Origin of the sequence: Chitinimonas sp. (genome assembly GCF_041904975.1) — a bacterium.
In the GTDB taxonomy this organism is placed as follows: domain Bacteria; phylum Pseudomonadota; class Gammaproteobacteria; order Burkholderiales; family Chitinimonadaceae; genus Chitinimonas.
The window spans coordinates 6,219-23,031 of record NZ_JAYRLZ010000036.1 but is presented as its reverse complement, the minus strand read 5'-3'; the positions used below and the strand labels follow the sequence as shown (position 1 = coordinate 23,031).

Below are 16,813 nucleotides of genomic sequence, written 5' to 3'. Positions count from 1 at the left end.
GGTGGCAATACCACCTGTATCGAAGTGCGCAGCGACGACGGCAGCCTGATCATTCTCGATGGCGGTACCGGCATCTTTGCCCTGGCGCAGAAGCTGCTCGCTGAATTGCCGGTCAGGGCACATGTGTTCATCACCCATAGCCACTGGGACCATATCCAGGGCTTGCCGTTTTTCATTCCGCTATTCATACCCGGCAATACCGTGCGCCTGTACGGCGCGCGCGACCCGGTCACCGGGCTCGGTGCCGAGCAGGTGATGGCGGTGCAGCTGCAATACAGCTATTTCCCGGTGCGCGAGGCGGAAATGAAGGCGCGCATTGAATACGAGACGCTATCGATCGGCGACACGGTGGAAGTGGGCGACGCGCGCATCACCAACACCTTGCTCAGCCACCCGGTGGTGGATCTGGGCTATCGGATCGACTGCAATGGCAAAAGCCTGTTCTTTACCGGCGACCATGAGCCCTATTTCAATATCTACGAGGCTGATGATCCGGACTGGGCGGAATACCAGGCACTGATCGACGACAAGCAACGCACGGTAGACGAGGCAATGCGCGATGTCGACGTGCTGATCGTCGATAGCTCGTATACCCGCGAAGAATACGCCGCCGGCAAGCGTGGCTGGGGCCATGGCACCTTCGATTCGGCCATCGACATGGCCTTGCGCGTTGGCGCCAAGCGCCTGTACTGCACCCATCACGAGCCGACGCGCAGCGACGATGCGTTGGAGGCGGTATTTGCCGAGGTGTTGGCGCGCCGGGCTGCGGAGCTGGGCGACTTGCAGGTGTGTCTGTCTTACGAGGGGCTGGAAGTCGAGCTCTGATGTAGCGCTCATGAGCCGAAGCCACATCACCGCGCCTGCGTACCAGCTACCGTATCTGTTCTCACCACGAACCGGAACACAGAAGCTTCGCAGCGAGCACTGAGGCTGCAGTGCTCGGACGAAATTCATTCCGACCGCAGCAGGCAAGCGTGAGCGCAGGGCAAACATGGCAGTCGGAACAGGTTCCGACCTAGCAATATCGAGGTAGGCATCAGCCGGCCCTATTCCTGCCCCAGCTCCCTGATCAGAAATTCAACCGCCACCCGCACCTTGGGAATCTGGTAGCGGGTTTGCAGGTAGAGCAGGTAAATGCCCGCCTCGCCGCCGCGCCCCACCGATACCGGTTGATCGAGTTCGATCTCGACCAGATCACCGCGCCGCAGATCATCCTTCAGCCCCCATTCCGGCAACAACACGATGCCGCGATGCTGGCGCGCCATGGCCATCAGGCTGGCGCCGTCATTGCTGATAAAGGCGGGCGTCAAGGGCAGCTCGCGCCAGCCGTCCTGATCGAGGCCATGCCATTTGATCAAAGCGTGCGGTCCGCGATAGAGCAGCGCCTGGTGATCCTGCAGATCGTCCAGTGTGCGTGGCGTGCCATGTCGCGCCAGATAGCCGGGCGATGCGACCAGGGCGAAGCGGTTCGGGTCGAGTTTGCGTGCCACCACGCGGTCTTGCGGCTGGCGGCCGCCCCGAATGGCGATATCGATCTGGTCGCGGCCCAGCTCGACCACCGCGTCGCTCAGATGCACATCGAGCACGATATCGGGATATTGCTCGCTGAACGCAATCAGCGCCGGCATCAGCAGCAGCTGGCCATAGCTGGGCATGGCGCTGATGCGCAAGGTGCCGCTGGGCGTGCTGCCGCGCACGCCGACCAGCTCTTCCGCGTCGTGCAGCAGGGCAAGGCCGTTGCGCGCCTGCGCCAGATACTGGCTACCGATTTCGGTGAGTTGCACGGTACGGGTGGTACGGTGCAGCAATTGCACGCCCAGCTCGGCTTCCAGATCGCTGATGCGGCGCGAAATCGACGAGGCCGGTACGCCAAACGCCTTGGCGGCACGCGAAAAACTCAAGGTATCGGCTACCTTGATCAGGTATTGCAAGGCGCGCAGCTTGTCCATGGCGGCGATTCGAGTTTGATTATTGCCATTAAGACAAAAGAATTTGGCTAATGCAATGGATTCTGCCGTGAGTCGGCTTGCCCTAAGATGCATCCATCGAAACCCACCCAAGTGAAGGAAGCCGATATGACCATGCTCAAAGCCCAATACAGTGAACGCGGCCCGATCCCACAAGCCGTGATTGATGCAGTGCCATTCGATCACCCGGTTCTGAGCCAGGGTCAGGCACTGATTGCCGTGCTGGCCGCACCGATCAACCCGTCGGATGTGCTGATGCTGACCGGCCAATATGGCGTGCTGCCACCTTTGCCTGCCGTTGGTGGTAGCGAGGGCGTAGGCCGCGTGCTTGAACTGGGCCCGGACACGCAAGGCCCGGCCATCGGCCAGACCGTGCTGCTGCCGGCTGGCGCCGGCACCTGGGCCAGCCATGTGGTAGCCCCTGCCGCCCGCCTGGTGCCACTGCCGAACGAAGCTGACCCCAAGCAACTGGCCATGCTCACCGTCAACCCGCCAACCGCCTCGCTGCTGTTGAGCGAATACGCCGACCTGCAGGCTGGCGACTGGATCATGCAGAACAGCGCCAATTCCGGCGTGGGTAGCTATGTGGTGCAGCTGGCCAAGCTGCGCGGCCTCAAAACCGTGAATGTGGTACGCCGCGAATCCGCAGTGGCCGGCGTGCAGGCGCTCGGTGGCGATGTGGTGCTGGTCGATGGCGATGACCTGGCCGAACGGGTCAAGGCGGCCACCGGCGGTGCGGCCATCAAGCTCGGCATCGACGCGGTTGGTGGACCGGCCACCATGCGCCTGGCAGCGAGCCTTGGCGAAGGCGCCAGCATCGTCAACTATGGCGCACTGAGCGGCGAGCCCTGCGTGGTTTCACCGCGTGAGCTGGTATTCCGCAATATCAGCCTCAAGGGCTTCTGGCTGGCCCGCTGGTACCGTGTCACCCCGCCCGAGCAGCAGTTCGCCCTGCTGTCGCAACTGGCCGGCCTGATCGCCCAAGGCAAATTGTCCACCCGCATCCAGGCGACATACGATGTCTCGCAAATCAAGGAAGCGGTGGCAGCAGCTGCAGCCGGTGAGCGCGCGGGCAAGATTCTGATCACGCCCACGCAAGGCTGATCAGCGATAGATGTACGCCGCAAGAAATGGCGCCCGGTGGGCGCCATTTTGCTTGGACTCGACCACCAATTCCCCCTATCGCAATTGTCGCGCCCAAAAAATGTTGAGCACCGAGCGTGTGCTTTGCCAAACCTATGCACCGTCGCGAACATTCCAAGCAATATTCGACAGTAGCCGGCAGTTATCGCATTTGAAATCGAAACAACGTATTGGCGTGTCCAGCAGCCATTCGCCACCACAGCCGGGACAGCGCCGCGCGCGCTCTTGGCGCAGGCTGCGGGCGCCGTAGCGGTAAAGATAGTAGTAAACGGGTCGGCCACAGCCCGCGGCCAATTGCGCTGCGTAGTCAAGACCGCGGCGACTCAAGGCGCTGTCCAGCCGCGATATTTCGCGCATCCCGGCGCGAACCAGGGTGCTGCAGTTCATCTGCAGGTGGTCGCAAGATTGGTAGTCCGATTGCCAGCTGATCAATTCGCTGTATTCGCCGCTAGCAAACGGTGCAAAACGATAAAGCGGCACGGCGCCGCCACAGTCCAGGCAGTCAATTGGCGAAACGATGGCCAGATAATTGGTCGACAGCAGGTAAGCGCTGGGCGCCTGGCATTGGCAAGCGGGCTGACTGTCGAGCTCTGACCCAAGATCCACATGACTGACCTGAACCCTGGCGACTCGCAGTCGTTCATAGTCGCGGGCGACATAGCGGCCGCGGTGATTCGTATCAAGCGCACCGCTTTCGGGCACCATCACCTGCGCACAGACAGCCTCGCCTGCCCTGTAGAACGGGAATTCCCGGCCATAAATCTGACCATTCATCCGCAATGTACCCAGCAGGGCCGAGATCAGCTCGATTTCGTCGTCGTCCAAGGTCCGACCTGCCGCCACGAACTCCAACCGGTACACTCGCATAGGACTTTCTTCCCGTCATTCGCCACGCCACCACTGCGGTGGGCAGCGTACAATCCGCGCCCATGAGTGAAAACCTACCCGAATCTGCCGGCACAGCGCAAACCGAAGCCACCGCTCTCACCGATTACTTGACCGCCCAGCGCGCCACGCTGGTCACTACCGATGGCAGCTATGCCGTGTCGGTATTCGGCGAAATCATCGTCGCCAAGCGGGTGGTGCCCTATCACCTGGTGCCCGATGCCGGCTTTCTCGGCAAGGTCAGCAAATGGCGCAAGCTCGATGTGAGCGAACGCCTGGCGCTATTGCAGGAGCGCTGGAATGACGCAGCGCGCGACAAGCTCGAAGCGCAGCTGATGCAGTGCGCCGAGGTGATCATGAGCACGGCGCGGCAATACGAGCTCGACCCGAGCAGCGCCCTGCATGCCTTTATTGCCAAGTATGAGATCGCCCGGCTGCGCTGCACGCTGGCGCTGGACCGGATCGAGGCGGCGAAATTCAAGCACGCCGAAAACCGCCAGGCCGAGCGCACTCACAATGCCGTCAATCTGTCGCTCTATCCCGAATCCTTTGTTACCGCGCATGGCATGCAGCGCCATTTCATTGCCGTGCTGGGGCCGACCAATTCGGGCAAAACCCACGCCGCCATGGAGCATCTGGCCAAGGCCCGCTCTGGCGCCTATCTGGCACCGCTGCGCCTGTTGGCACTGGAGAATTACCATCGCCTGCTCGATGCCGGCGTGGCAGTGAGCCTGATCACCGGCGAGCAGCGCAAGCTGCATCCTGATGCCACCCATGTCGCCAGCACGGTGGAAATGCTCAACCCGAACCGACCGATCGATGTGGCGGTGATCGATGAAATCCAGCTGCTGGACGACCCGGACCGTGGCGCCGCCTGGACCGCAGCGGTATGCGGCGTACCCGCCAAGACCGTCTACCTGCTCGGTGCGCTGGAAGCTCGCGAAGCGATCGAATCACTGGTAAAGCGGGTGGGCGGCACGCTCGAAGTGCGCGAATTGCAGCGCAAATCGCCGCTGGAGATGGAAAAGCAGCCGCTGGGCTCCTTGAAGAACCTCAAGCCCGGCGATGTGCTGATCGCCTTCTCGCGCCGCGAGGTGCTGAACTGGCGCGACCAGGTAATGGCCGAAGGCTGGGCGGTATCGGCCATCTACGGCAATCTGTCGCCCGAGGTGCGGCAGGCACAGGCCGAGCGCTTTATCGAAGGCGAAACCAAAATCGTCGTCGGCACCGATGCAATCGGCATGGGCCTCAACACGCCGGCGCGCCGGGTGATCTTTACCACCGCCAATAAGTGGGACGGCTACGCCGAAGGCATTCTGGCGCCGGCCCTGGCCAAGCAGATTGCCGGCCGCGCCGGACGCTACGGCGAGCACGCAGCCGGTTTCGTGTGTGGCCTCGATTTCAACACCCACAAGATCATCGGCGCCCTGCTCAAGCAGAAGTTGGAGCAACTGCCCGATACCGGCTTTTATGTGGCGCCGAATCTGGATTACCTCGAACAGATTTCCTCCGCCACCGGCGAGACTCGCCTGCATGCGCTATTGGAGTTGTTTACCAAGCATATCAATGTGCACGACGAGTTCTTCCTGCCCGCCAATCTAAGCGACCAGATGGACAAGGCGAAATGGCTCGATGCGCTCAAGCTGTCGCTGGCCGACCGCTATACCCTGAGCCTGTGCCCGATCTCCACCAAGATTCCGATGCTGGAGCGCGCGCTGCAGGACTGGGCGAAATGCCGGGCCGACAAACGCAAGGCACCGCTATTGCGCATGGAGGGCATGGGTGGCAAGAACGAGCTGCAATACCTGGAAGACACCTGCAAGCTGTATTCCGCCTATGCCTGGCTCGGCTACCGCATGCCGGAAACCTTCCCGGATGAAGACCTGGCGCAAATGCTGATGCAGTCCACCTCGGAAAAGATCGACCGCTTTCTGGCACAGCGCAATACCCAGCAACGCCGCGAGCGGCGCGAGCCGCAGGCCAAACGCGGTGGCGGCAGCTTCGGCCGCAAGCCAAGGCGTTAGGACGGAAAGAGCGCTGCATGCAATCACCATTGCAAATCGACGCTGCCGAGGTTGCATTCACCATGATCCGCGCCCAGGGCGCCGGCGGGCAAAACGTCAACAAGGTGTCGTGTGCCGTGCACCTGCACTTCGACATCCGAGCATCAACCCTGCCCGATGCCGCCAAACAGGCGCTGTTGGACTGCAACGACCAGCGCGTATCCAAGGCTGGCGTGGTGATCATCAAGGCACAGCTATACCGCAGCCTGGAACTGAACAAGCAGGATGCGCTGGCGCGGCTGAATGATCTGCTTGCCGAAGTCTGCACAGTGCAAAAACTGCGCAAACCCAGCAAACCGACCTATGGCTCGAAGCAGCGGCGGCTGGAGGGCAAGAGCCAGCGTGGGCAAATTAAAGCCTTACGCGGCAGGGTGGAAGATTGATTGTGCTGACCGGGCGGCACCCGTAGCCGCCTGCCAGGCATCGCTTCGTTGAGTGCGCTTGACCGCGCCGCCGGTATTCAACTACCACATGCTAGGGATTGCGCAAAACAGCGGTGGCAGCAAAGGGCGCAACGCTGCCGTCGGTAATGGATAGGTACAGCACCTGTATATCGAGGCTCCCAGTCGGCGTAAGGAAGTGGAAATCGTCGATATAGCCTTCGGCCGTGTCGTTCAGCACTTCGCCATTGGGCCATACAAACACGACATTGCGACCGCTGCCCACCGACTCCCAGTCTTCAAAATCCACGATGGTACTGTTGCCAGTCAGCTCGCCATCGCCGTAGATGAGCTTTTTCGGGCCAACAAAGGGCAGATTGCTGCTGGTGCTGCGACCGGTCGTCACCGATGGGTCACCGAAATACATCTTGTAGCGGGCACCACCAATATGCATGGGCAATGCGGCCTGGGCGCTCTTGAACGCCTTGGGGCAACCACTGGCATCAAATTGCGGTACAAAAGTCGTGCCATTCCACACCGCGTAACCATGGTTATGCGATGCAGAGGTGCAGCCACTGATCTGGTCGATGGTAAACACCATGAAGGTTCCGACCGCGCCATCCCAGCGCCAGTCGGTCAGCGTAGGCCAACCGATCTTGTTTTGCCGCGCCGCCTTGATCTTGCTGGTGGGGTTGACTGCATCACCTTCCACACCAATGACCACGGTGGCCGGGCAGCCACCGCTAGGCAGATAGTCGCTGCTGGCCGAGCAGGTGGTGGCAGTGCCCGAGTTGAAGTCGCGGCCGGTATAGCCGTCGACACTATCTACCGAATAGATGCGGGTCTTGCCATCGACATCGTTTGATTCGAAAAACAAGCGGACCTTTGCGCCCATGGCGGCCGACAACGGTACCCCCTGGCCGGTCATGATGTCCTTGATACCGCTACTGGCCGATGATGGCGAGCGCACACCGCTAGTGTTGGCATAGCTGGTAAAACCGCTCAGATAGCTGGCCGAGTTGCTGGCCGACACGACGCCACTGCTGGCAACAGACTGGCCACTTACCCCCTTGGGTCCGTAGTAAAACTGGACCGTATTGGCATTGGCGCCTGCTTCGGCACCAAACCGGGTGGCTGAAAGACGTGCATTGCCGTCCGCTACCGGCTTGGTCAAGCTTGCAACCGTATTGCCGGTGCCCTGCAATTGCCAGTACTCGGCAGGAGTGGTGGCTTGAACGACGGCCGCGCTTCCAGACTTGGCACAGGCCGCGTCCTGGCAGGCCCTGACCAGCACCGCATAGCTGGTGGCGGCCTTCAATCCCGTCACCGTTGCACTGGTACTGGTGGCAGATGAAGACACACTGACCCGTGTATTCATCAGCGCTTCGCTTGCGATCACCTCATAGTGATCAACCACATAACCTGTTGGCGCGGTCCAACTGACCTGCAATTTGCTGGACGAGCCGATACTGCTGCTACCCAGAGCCTGTTTATCGACATCGGCAACGACTACCGCGCCCGGAGCCGACAGCGTGGAGCGAACCGCCACTTCCTTCAGCGAGCTGGTATCAACGATGTAATTGAGCAAATCACTTGTCGTCAGCGTGACGGAATAGGCTTTGCTCACACCACCGCTTGCAAATTCGAGATAGGGCAGGCGCAGGGTATAGCCCTTGCTAGCGGCAGCAATGCTGGCGGGGGTGTCGGCTAACGTCTGCAGGGTTGTGCTTCTGATGCTGCTGCTATCGAGACTGAAACTGCCCAGGGTGCTGGAGCTGAGCTTGGCGCTATATGCCAGCTTGCTGCTGCCACTGCCAAATTCAAGGTAGGGAATGGTAAGGGTGAACGTGGCGCCGGCAAGGTCGAGATGGGGCGCCGAATCTGCGATAGCTATTGAGGTGGAGAGAAAATACGCGGCGTAGCTAAGCAGCAGGTGATATTTCATATCGACCTCGCAAAGGATGGGTGAGGCTGGCGATGCTGCAGTGTCAGGTTCCTGTTTCGTCGCAACGGCGATTCGATGAACTATTGCCGCCTCGGCAGCTTGGCCGCAGACATAGACTGTGTTGTAGATACCGACATCACTCCCTGCAAGCTACTGCCCGACCGCTATCCGCTCTCCTGTTTCACGTGGATCGCCGCGTAGTGCGTTCCAACTTTGCCGGCCAGCTCAACGCAAACTCACCGTCATCCGCTTCCAGGCCGGGTCTTGCCAGCGGTAGAACAGGCTAATCGACTCGGGTTTGTCGGCCTTTTTCTCGCTGACCAGGGTGTCGAGATTCACCAGCTCGAAGCTGCGTTTGAGATGGCCATTGACGCGGGCTTCGCGGCCTCTCGGTATCTGTTTGCTTTCGGATAACACCAGCTTAGTTGGCCGTTCAATTACGTACGAGTTCACTCAAATAGGCGCTGAACATATCAGCCATCGCATCAGCGCAAGCGGAAATTTCTTCGGAAGTACGAGGCGACTGGGCAAACGCCTTGCCTGCACTGCTGAACGTCATGGTGATCATATTGCCTGCAGTAGTACGAACTTGCTCCGATGCATTCGGCAAAGTCTCCTGCATGAAAGCCTGGAATATTCCCTCAAAGGCCTCCCGCGCCTCATGTGATTCCGGCGCATCTCGGTAGAGCGGTGCGGCATCGTTTAGCGCGGTACGCATTTCTGCCTCATCGCATTCCGAACGGATGAATGCATGTACCAGGCTACGCAATCGCTCCAGTGGCGGCCTGCCGGCGTCTTGCAAGATGCCCAGCAGCATCTCGGTGGTGCGCTGCCATTCATCACTCTGTAGCCGAAACAAGATCGCGGCCTTGTTCGGGAAGTACTGATACACCGATCCGACGCTCACCCCCGCCTTCTCTGCGACGCGTGCCGTCGTGAATCTTTGCGCTCCTTCCCTGCTTAAAACCTGAATAGCTGCTTCCAGGATTGTGGCAACCAGCTCTGTTGAACGGGCCTGTTTAGGCTGCTTGCGTGTGGCGACCTGGGGGTTTCGGCGGTTGGTCATCGGTGCGCTTCGCCTCCTTCAGCAATGCGAATATTAAATGCGAATAATTCGTCGTATTATGCAAATGCGACGAATTAATCGCATTCTAACCATGTGCCACATGGCGCTCAACCCAAACCGGACAAACCCATGACCACCACCATTCATGATGCGCAGTTTTCTGCGCTGCTTGATCGCCTGTTCCAACAAGCCGACCAGGCCGCCAGCCCTGACTTCGGAACACTCACGAGCGAGGAGCGCGAGCGTTTGCTTCACAGTAAAACCGAATACCTGAGTCTCTATCAGCTGTTGAAGGGGGCATGGCTGCCAGTCTCGCGCGAAACCGGCACGCTGCTATACATGCTGGCACGCAGTATCCGCGCGACCGCAATTGTCGAGTTTGGTACATCGTTTGGCCTCTCGACCCTGCACCTGGCGGCAGCCTTGCGTGACAACGGCGGCGGCCGCCTGATCACCACCGAGTTTGAACCTTCAAAAGTCAACCAGGCGCGAGCCCATCTCGCTGAAGGTAGCGTGGAAAAGTTGGTGGAGGTCCGCGAAGGTGACGCGCTCACTACGCTTGCCTCCGACTTGCCCGAGTCCATCGATCTGGTGCTGCTTGATGGCGCCAAGGCACTTTACAACGAGGTCTTGGACCTGCTGGAAAGTCGCCTGAGACCTGGAGCAATCATCATTGCCGACAATGCCGATTTCAGCCCTGAATATCTGGCGCGCGTGCGCCATCCCCATGGCGGCTATTTGTCAGTCCCGTTTGCTGACGATGTTGAACTGTCGATTCGCCTCGCTTGATTGGCAAACAGCAGCAAATACATTCCGGCGCCGCAAATCAACGGCCATTGCCTTGTATGAAACGGCTGGCGCCGTAACAGGCTTATACAAAAGGAAAATTCCATGCATGTATTCATAACTGGAGCCACCGGCTGGGTGGGCTCAGCGGTCGTCGCGGATTTACTGGCTGCAGGTCACGCGGTGACAGGCTTGGTACGCGATAGCAGCAAGGCTGCACACTTGATCAGCAGGGGTATGAAGGCCATCGCCTCCTCGCTTGATGATCTGGATAGCTTGCGCGTGGCCGCAGCGTCGGCCGATGCGGTCATTCATACCGCTTGGGGACGAGACTATTCCCGAATTGCCGAGAATTGCGCGCAAGACTGCCAGGTCATCAATGCCTTGGGCAGCGCGCTGGAAGGATCGGGCCGGCCCCTGCTCGTTACTTCCGGCCTGCTTGGTCTGCCCAAGGCGGCCAGTGAAACCGATATGCCGAATCCGGCTTCGCCGCGCAAGTCCGAGGCTACTGCGCGCGAGTGGGCAGAGCGCGGCGTGCACGCAGCAACGGTGCGCTTGGCGCCATCGGTTCACGGCGCGGGCGATCATGGCTTTGTGCCCATACTCATTCGTATCGCAAAGCAAAAAGGCGTGTCGGCTTATATTGGCGACGGTCAGAACTGCTGGGCCGGGGTGAGCCGACAGGATGCTGCACGCGTCTTTCGCCTGGCCTTGGAACAAGGTGTGACCGAATCGGTTTATCACGCGGTCGCCGATGAGGCAGTGCCATTCAAGGCGATTGCCGAGCGTATCGGGCATCAGCTCAATCTGCCTGTCGAATCACGAGAGTCAATCTTCTTCGAATGGTTTGCCCATTTTGCCAAGTCGGACATGTCTGCGTCGAGTACGCGAACACGTGAAAAGCTAGCGTGGACGCCGCAGGGGCCAAGCCTTTTGGAGGACCTGAATCTGCTTGACTATTACAAGTAAGTACACCACGAAAATTGGCTGGCTTTTTCGAACAGCCATCCAACTCGCATCATGACGCCTGGCCAACAATAAAGACGAATGTGCCACCACGCATATGATCTTTGCCCACGCCACCGAAACATTAATGGAATTAAAAATGTCTGAATCCAGCTCAAAATACGACCTTGCAACCAACCCGCTGACAATTTTCTGGTTGATAAAAACCACTCGCGAATGGCTTGCCCTGCCGCCGCATGGTGACAATGGCCGCTTTGCCTGGGGGCGGAGAGTGCTGAACCCCATCCTCGCCCGCTATCCTGGCGCGAAAATGGGATTCTATGATGCGGAAGCATTTACGGCGGACTGCACCGATGTCATGGTCTGGACCGTAACCAGTCTTGAACATTATAACGGCTTGGTTAACGAGCTTCGCGAAACTGAATTCTGGAGCCACTACTTCACCGTAGAAAAGATCATTCCGACTATTGAGAATGAATACGCCAAGCATTATGAAACAGAGGTATTTGGTCAGTCGAAATAAGATCGCAAGCCCCGGTTCAATGCCGGGGCATCAATTTCCGCAAAACAGCCCGGAGTGGTTGAAGGGTAATCCTGGATTTGAACTGAGACGCCGATAGCAAAAAGCTGCCGAGGTCAGACCGGAGACGGTCCAAAAGCTGTTCAACGCAAACTCACCGTCATCCGCTTCCAGGCCGGGTCTTGCCAGCGGTAGAACAGGCTAATCGACTCGGGTTTGTCGGCCTTTTTCTCGCTGACCAGGGTGTCGAGATTCACCAGCTCGAAGCTGCGTTTGAGGCGGCCATCGACGCGTGCTTCGCGGCTCAGCAGCATTTGTTTGCCGCCCGGCACCCAGCCGGCAAATTCGCTATAGCCGACGTCGACCGCGTCAATGGCGGGGGGCAGCACATCGACTTGCCAGCCATCGGCACCCTGATGGAACACCCACTGTTCGCGCCAGCTGTCGAGTGGCTGTACGGCGAGCGCCAGGGCATTGCCCTGTGGACTGGGGCGCTGGCTGGCGGTCCATACCGTGCCATAGGTGCACTGCTTCAGAAGTGGCGATTTCGCATCGTGCTTGCCATCCACCAGCAGCACGCAAGTCTGGCCGGGTTCACCGGCGCTGGTTACGATCGCCAGCCCCTTGTTGGGGGTGCTCAGTTCTGGCTCGGCCGCCCAGCGCGAGGCGCCGATTCGCAGGGCGGCATCGTTGTAGCTGGCCAGATCCTCGTCGGGCAAATCACTTTTACTGACGGCGGCCAACTCCTGCAGGGCTCGGTCGCCGGCTGCCAGCGGGTTTTCGTTGCGGCGGCTACGGTCAAAAGCCAGGGTAGCCCACACGCCGGCGCGGCGCATATGCAGGCGGTTTTTCAGGTAGTCGGGCAGGTTTTCCAGCTTGACCTTGTCCAACACCTCGGCGCGCCAGTTGTTGATGGCATGGCGCTCGGTCGGCCGCAGGCTGCTCGCCATGCATTCGGGTCGGGTCAGCGCCAGTGCGGCACGGGCGCGTTGCTCCTCGCTGGCCGGCAGTGCCAGCACATGGCGATAGGCCTCGCCCTTGTAACACAGCTGCACCCGGCCATCGCGCTCGATGCTTTCCATGGTCACCCCGTAGCTGGCTGCCAGCTCCAGATGGGCGGAGATCAGCGCATCGTTGCCCTTGGCCAGCTTTTGCGAAGCGCGGCGCGCCAGCCGCTCCGACATGGTGCCCAGCGCATCGAACGCCTCGACATTGACTGCGCCAGGTGCAACCGCCCGGAAGTAGGCAGCGGTGTAGCCAATACCGAGAGCCTCGGCGCCAGGGGTGTCGCGCAGAAAGCGGACTACCGACAATAACTCTGGCGCTTCTTCCGGCTTGGTGCTGGTGGTACGTACCTGGCTGGCGCGGATATAGCCGGCCCGCTCGCGTCTATGGTCGTACACCTGCAGGTAGTCCATCTTTTCGCCGCGTATTTCCAGCATATCCCCTTGGTAGAGCACGGCCTGCTGTTGGGCGCTGTCGCGCGGCGCGGCACGCAGGGCGGCTTGATCCTGAGTAACGATGGCAAGGCTGGCGAGGGCGGTGAGCAGCATGATCAGTTTCCGGTGTGGCGTTGGACGGGATGGGCTGAAACATCAGCCTTCTTTTCTTGGGCGATCACACTCATTGCTTACTCTCAGTGTTCGCGTCGCCGGCCTCTGGCTCCGTCGGCGCCTGCGCTGCCGGCACTTTCTGGGCTGACGCGCCCAGCAAGGTGGAGCCGATAAACCCACCATCAGCCGGCGGCGGGGCGATGATCACCTGGATCTTGTCCGAGAGCTTGTCGGCCAGGGTTTTCTGGATCAGCAGCGGATGCTTGCTGATCAGGGCGCCGTCGCGTGCCATTTGCTCGCTGGTGGTCTTGCCGAGTTTTTCCATGCGGTAGATTTCCGCATCGGCCAGCTTGCGGCGTGAATCGGCCTCGCCGACTGCTTCGATGGTACGGGCCTGGGCGGTAGCTTCTGCCGTCTTGATGCGAGCCTGCTTTTCGGCTTCGGCTTCCAGCGAGCGCTGCTCGATCTGCTTTTGCTTGAATGGCAGCACATGCTTCATGGCCTCTTCCTGCGCCTTGGCGGCGATGATCTGCTCATTGCCGGCCGCTTCGGCGGCTTTTTCCTTGCGCACCTTTTCTGCCTCAGCTTCCAGCTCGTTCTGCTTGACCCGTTTTTCCTTCAATTCCAGGGTGAAGCGCATCTTCTCGGTTTCCAGCTCCTCGGCCAGCAGCCGGTCCATGCCATTGCGGTAGTCGGCCGGCAGGTCCACCTTGCCGATCAATACGCCGCGCAGCAGGATGCCGTCGGCGGCCAGTCTGGGTTTGAGTTCCGTCTCGATGCTTTGCTGGATCTCACCCCGCTTGGTGGAGAAGATTTCCTTGACCGTGTAGCGGGTGAAGGTCTTGTACATCACCCCTTGTACCGCTGGCTCCACCACCTCGCCGCCGATATTGTCCGGCAGGTTTTTCGAGGTGGCGGCGATGCGGCTTGGGTCCAGCGCGTAGCGTATGGTCAGGTCGACGCCAAGCGACAGTCCCTCGATAGACTGGAACGGCGCATCGCCATTGGCGCGGCTGCTCTGGGTGGGGCGGTAGAGTTGATCGCGCAGCGAGTAGCGGCGCAGCTGGTGCAGGCCGGGCAGCACCAGCACGCTGCCTTCGCGAAATTCGCTGACTGCGCCGGTCAGCTGGTTGACCCGCACACCGGCCTCACCTCGGCCCACATTCTGGAACGGCAGGTGGGTGGCAATGGCCCAGCCGCTGGCACCCAGCAAACCGACCACGATCAAGCGACGGCCATTGCGGCGCAGCACCACCGCGTTATCGGCCATCACACTACCCACCCGGTTAAACGAATCGCGTACTGCCTGCACAATCACCTTTACTGCTTCGGACATGATCTTCTCCCCATTCATCGGCCAGGTTGGCAGCACCGTGCGAATCAGCCTTGCATGCGGTGCTGCGGTGGAATGCATCGTGCGCCGCAGGGCAGGGAAGGTTCAAAGGCGCGGCGGGGCGACATTCATCCGGCAGTCGGAAGGACTGGCGCGTCTTGCGGAAGAAAAACTCACACCGGTGCATGGGCGGCGCGGCGATAATGGCTTTGCCCGCGAGTAGAGCGTCAGTCTGGTTCTGTAAACGCGAATCGAATCTCCAAGCCAGCGCCGGGAGCGCGCCATGCATAAAGTCGCCGTAATCGAAGATGACCCGCCCACCAGCAATCAGCTCAAGGGCTGGATTGAAGCCGCCAAGCCCGGCATCGAGGTAGTGCAGTGGTTCAATCGCGATGACGCCGAAGCGGCCATCGAGCGCGAGCGCTACGACCTGGTGGTGCTGGACATTGAATTAGGCCGCGAGCGCCATGCCGGGGTAGCGATCATCAATGCCATCAATAAACGCCATGGCACGCCGGTGCTGGTGGTGTCGGCGATGCCGGCAGCGATTTACCGCAGCATCATGAAGGCGCTGGATGCCTGGGATTACCTGCAAAAGTCCACCTTCGAAGAGAGCGAGTTCATCGATACCTTTCTGGCGATGCTGCGGGCGGCCAAACCGAAAACCGAAGCGGCACCGGCCGCCGCGCCCAGTCAGGAACTGACCATCGACCCGCTGCGGCAGAGCACACCGCTATGGCGCGGCCAGCGCATCAATCTGCCGCTGACCGCCCAGCGCATCCTGATCACCCTGTATGAGCACCGCGGCCAGGTGGTGTCGTACGACCAGCTGTTCCAGGTAGTGAAGAGCGGCCGCAATCGCGACAATGTCCGCAAGCATGTTTCCACCATCCGCGAAGCGTTCAAGGAGATCGACGAAGGCTTTGACGGCATCGAGAATATCCCGATGCGCGGCTTTCGCTGGACGGCCTGAGTTCAATGCTGACCTGGCTGCTGTCCTTCCGCCTGCGGGTGCTGTTTCGCCTGGCTTTCCTGCTGCTGGCCTGCGCCACTGTGTTGCTGGCGCTGTATCTGCTACGCGAGGAAAAGGCACTCAGCTATCGCAGCTACCGCGACGGCGTCGACAAAACTGCCGAGCAGATTGCCGGCAAACTGCGCCACCCGGCCGGGCAGCTGGCCTTGCTCAACCCCGGTGCCAGCTCGACCGGCGGTGCTGCCCTGCACCCGCTACTGCTGCCGTTTGCTGCCATCGACTTTGATGACCAGAACAAGGCGCAGCAGGCGGTGGAAATGGCCGGCTGCCAGGTGCAGTACGGCGAAGATGGCGCGCTGTGCGTGGCGGTGGGCAACAACCCTTGGGCTGGTGGTTTTATCTATGTGGTGGGGCGTTTTCACAGCGAAAAACTGCTGGCCCATCCGCGCGGTGAAGCGCGGCTGGACGGCGCGCATCGGCTGCGGGTGGCGGTCAGCCTGCGCGGCCAGCAATACCGCTGGCTGGCGCCATTTGAAACGCTTGATGATGGCGACGAGCGCCATGGCCGGCTGACCGGCTTTGTCGAGCGCGGCGAGGACTACAGCAAAAGCCGACCGGTGCGCGATTTCCGTGGCTGGCTATGGCAGGACCGCCACTGTGTGTTGAGCGACGCCGGCAAGCCAGCGGTACGCGAACCATGTCAACACCGCAGTTTTTTCTCGGTGCGTTTGCCGATCACCGCCTTGCATGATGATCTGCTTTCGGGCGCCTCACCGGTCTGGCCGCCGGCTGATCTGGATCGCATCGAAGTGGCGGTGCAGATGCTGGCGCCCGGCGATGGCCCGGCCCTGCTCGATTCCGGACGCGCTGGCGCGGTACCGCCGTTTTCCCTGGCTGATCTGCGCCCCCTGCTACTGCCCGGCGAAACCCTGAGCATACGCAAGCTGGGCGGCGCGGCGGAATTGATCCGTATCGTCGGCAATAGCGATGGCGAGGACCCGGCCTGGCGCTGGGTGCAGGCGATTGTGCGCCGGCTGGTGGTAGACGGTTTTGACCAGCCCATCGTGCACAGCCAGCAGATTGCTACCGCACTGGGCCGCTATGAATTCACCCTGACCGGCGATGTGCGCGGGGTGAATCGGCGGCTGGCCGCGGTAGCTACCCGTGTATCGTGGTTTGTCGGCGCCATGTTGCTGGCAATCTTTATTGCCTGGCTGGTGATCGAGGCCGGCA

16 protein-coding genes are annotated in these 16,813 nt (G+C 60.5%); 9 read left to right on the top strand and 7 right to left on the bottom strand.

Going from position 1 to position 16,813, the window contains the following annotated elements; all coding sequences use genetic code 11:
- The coding region (locus ACE3OH_RS05740) for an MBL fold metallo-hydrolase (protein ID WP_374349422.1) at positions 1-825 on the top strand (825 nt) is incomplete at its 5' end.
- Positions 826-1,046: 221 nt separating this feature from the next.
- On the opposite strand, the gene ACE3OH_RS05735 is transcribed toward ACE3OH_RS05740, so the two are convergent.
- Positions 1,047-1,949, bottom strand: a complete 903-nt coding sequence (locus ACE3OH_RS05735; RefSeq protein WP_374349420.1) for a LysR family transcriptional regulator — start codon at positions 1,947-1,949, stop codon at positions 1,047-1,049.
- A gap of 126 nt (positions 1,950-2,075) precedes the next feature.
- On the opposite strand from ACE3OH_RS05735, the gene ACE3OH_RS05730 reads away from it, so the two are divergent.
- Complete coding sequence (locus ACE3OH_RS05730; protein ID WP_374349419.1) at positions 2,076-3,071, top strand: zinc-dependent alcohol dehydrogenase family protein; 996 nt, start codon at positions 2,076-2,078, stop codon at positions 3,069-3,071.
- A gap of 132 nt (positions 3,072-3,203) precedes the next feature.
- On the opposite strand, the gene ACE3OH_RS05725 is transcribed toward ACE3OH_RS05730, so the two are convergent.
- Positions 3,204-3,977 (bottom strand): DUF2310 family Zn-ribbon-containing protein, encoded by a 774-nt coding sequence (locus ACE3OH_RS05725; RefSeq protein ID WP_374349417.1) that lies wholly within the window; start codon positions 3,975-3,977, stop codon positions 3,204-3,206.
- Positions 3,978-4,039: 62 nt separating this feature from the next.
- Between ACE3OH_RS05725 and ACE3OH_RS05720 the strand changes: the two genes are divergently transcribed.
- A complete protein-coding gene (locus tag ACE3OH_RS05720; RefSeq protein ID WP_374349415.1) occupies positions 4,040-6,019 on the top strand; it encodes a helicase-related protein in 1,980 nt (659 codons plus the stop codon).
- Between the two features lie 17 nt (positions 6,020-6,036).
- Positions 6,037-6,441: an alternative ribosome rescue aminoacyl-tRNA hydrolase ArfB gene (gene arfB, locus ACE3OH_RS05715; protein WP_374349413.1), complete on the top strand. Its 405-nt coding sequence runs from the start codon at positions 6,037-6,039 to the stop codon at positions 6,439-6,441.
- Positions 6,442-6,532: 91 nt separating this feature from the next.
- Here arfB and ACE3OH_RS05710 read toward each other — a convergent pair whose 3' ends face one another.
- The 3 genes from ACE3OH_RS05710 to ACE3OH_RS05700 all read right to left on the bottom strand — a co-directional run bounded on the left by ACE3OH_RS05710 (position 6,533) and on the right by ACE3OH_RS05700 (position 9,449).
- The gene (locus ACE3OH_RS05710) at positions 6,533-8,383 is read right to left on the bottom strand and encodes a fibronectin type III domain-containing protein (protein WP_374349412.1); all 1,851 of its coding nucleotides are present in this window, start codon (positions 8,381-8,383) and stop codon (positions 6,533-6,535) included.
- Between the two features lie 225 nt (positions 8,384-8,608).
- Positions 8,609-8,800 (bottom strand): hypothetical protein, encoded by a 192-nt coding sequence (locus ACE3OH_RS05705; RefSeq protein WP_374349410.1) that lies wholly within the window; start codon positions 8,798-8,800, stop codon positions 8,609-8,611.
- 16 nt (positions 8,801-8,816) lie between these two features.
- Positions 8,817-9,449: a TetR family transcriptional regulator gene (locus ACE3OH_RS05700; RefSeq protein WP_374349408.1), complete on the bottom strand. Its 633-nt coding sequence runs from the start codon at positions 9,447-9,449 to the stop codon at positions 8,817-8,819.
- Positions 9,450-9,578: 129 nt separating this feature from the next.
- Here ACE3OH_RS05700 and ACE3OH_RS05695 point away from each other — a divergent pair, with 129 nt between their 5' ends.
- The 3 genes from ACE3OH_RS05695 (at position 9,579) to ACE3OH_RS05685 (ending at position 11,724) form a co-directional block, all read left to right on the top strand.
- The gene (locus tag ACE3OH_RS05695; protein WP_374349407.1) at positions 9,579-10,238 is read left to right on the top strand and encodes an O-methyltransferase; all 660 of its coding nucleotides are present in this window, start codon (positions 9,579-9,581) and stop codon (positions 10,236-10,238) included.
- 102 nt (positions 10,239-10,340) lie between these two features.
- The gene (locus ACE3OH_RS05690) at positions 10,341-11,204 is read left to right on the top strand and encodes an SDR family oxidoreductase (RefSeq protein WP_374349405.1); all 864 of its coding nucleotides are present in this window, start codon (positions 10,341-10,343) and stop codon (positions 11,202-11,204) included.
- A gap of 136 nt (positions 11,205-11,340) precedes the next feature.
- On the top strand, positions 11,341-11,724 hold the full coding sequence (locus ACE3OH_RS05685) for a darcynin family protein (protein ID WP_374349403.1): 384 nt from the start codon (positions 11,341-11,343) through the stop codon (positions 11,722-11,724).
- Between the two features lie 140 nt (positions 11,725-11,864).
- Here ACE3OH_RS05685 and ACE3OH_RS05680 read toward each other — a convergent pair whose 3' ends face one another.
- Both ACE3OH_RS05680 and ACE3OH_RS05675 read right to left on the bottom strand, forming a co-directional pair.
- Entirely contained in the window at positions 11,865-13,274 is a 1,410-nt protein-coding gene (locus ACE3OH_RS05680; protein WP_374349402.1) for a hypothetical protein, read from the bottom strand.
- Between the two features lie 70 nt (positions 13,275-13,344).
- On the bottom strand, positions 13,345-14,610 hold the full coding sequence (locus tag ACE3OH_RS05675) for an SPFH domain-containing protein (RefSeq protein WP_374349400.1): 1,266 nt from the start codon (positions 14,608-14,610) through the stop codon (positions 13,345-13,347).
- A gap of 280 nt (positions 14,611-14,890) precedes the next feature.
- On the opposite strand from ACE3OH_RS05675, the gene ACE3OH_RS05670 reads away from it, so the two are divergent.
- Complete coding sequence (locus ACE3OH_RS05670) at positions 14,891-15,580, top strand: response regulator transcription factor (RefSeq protein WP_374349399.1); 690 nt, start codon at positions 14,891-14,893, stop codon at positions 15,578-15,580.
- A 5-nt stretch (positions 15,581-15,585) separates the two neighbouring features.
- Positions 15,586-16,813 (top strand): hypothetical protein (locus ACE3OH_RS05665; protein ID WP_374349397.1); only part of this gene is annotated, 1,228 nt, incomplete at its 3' end.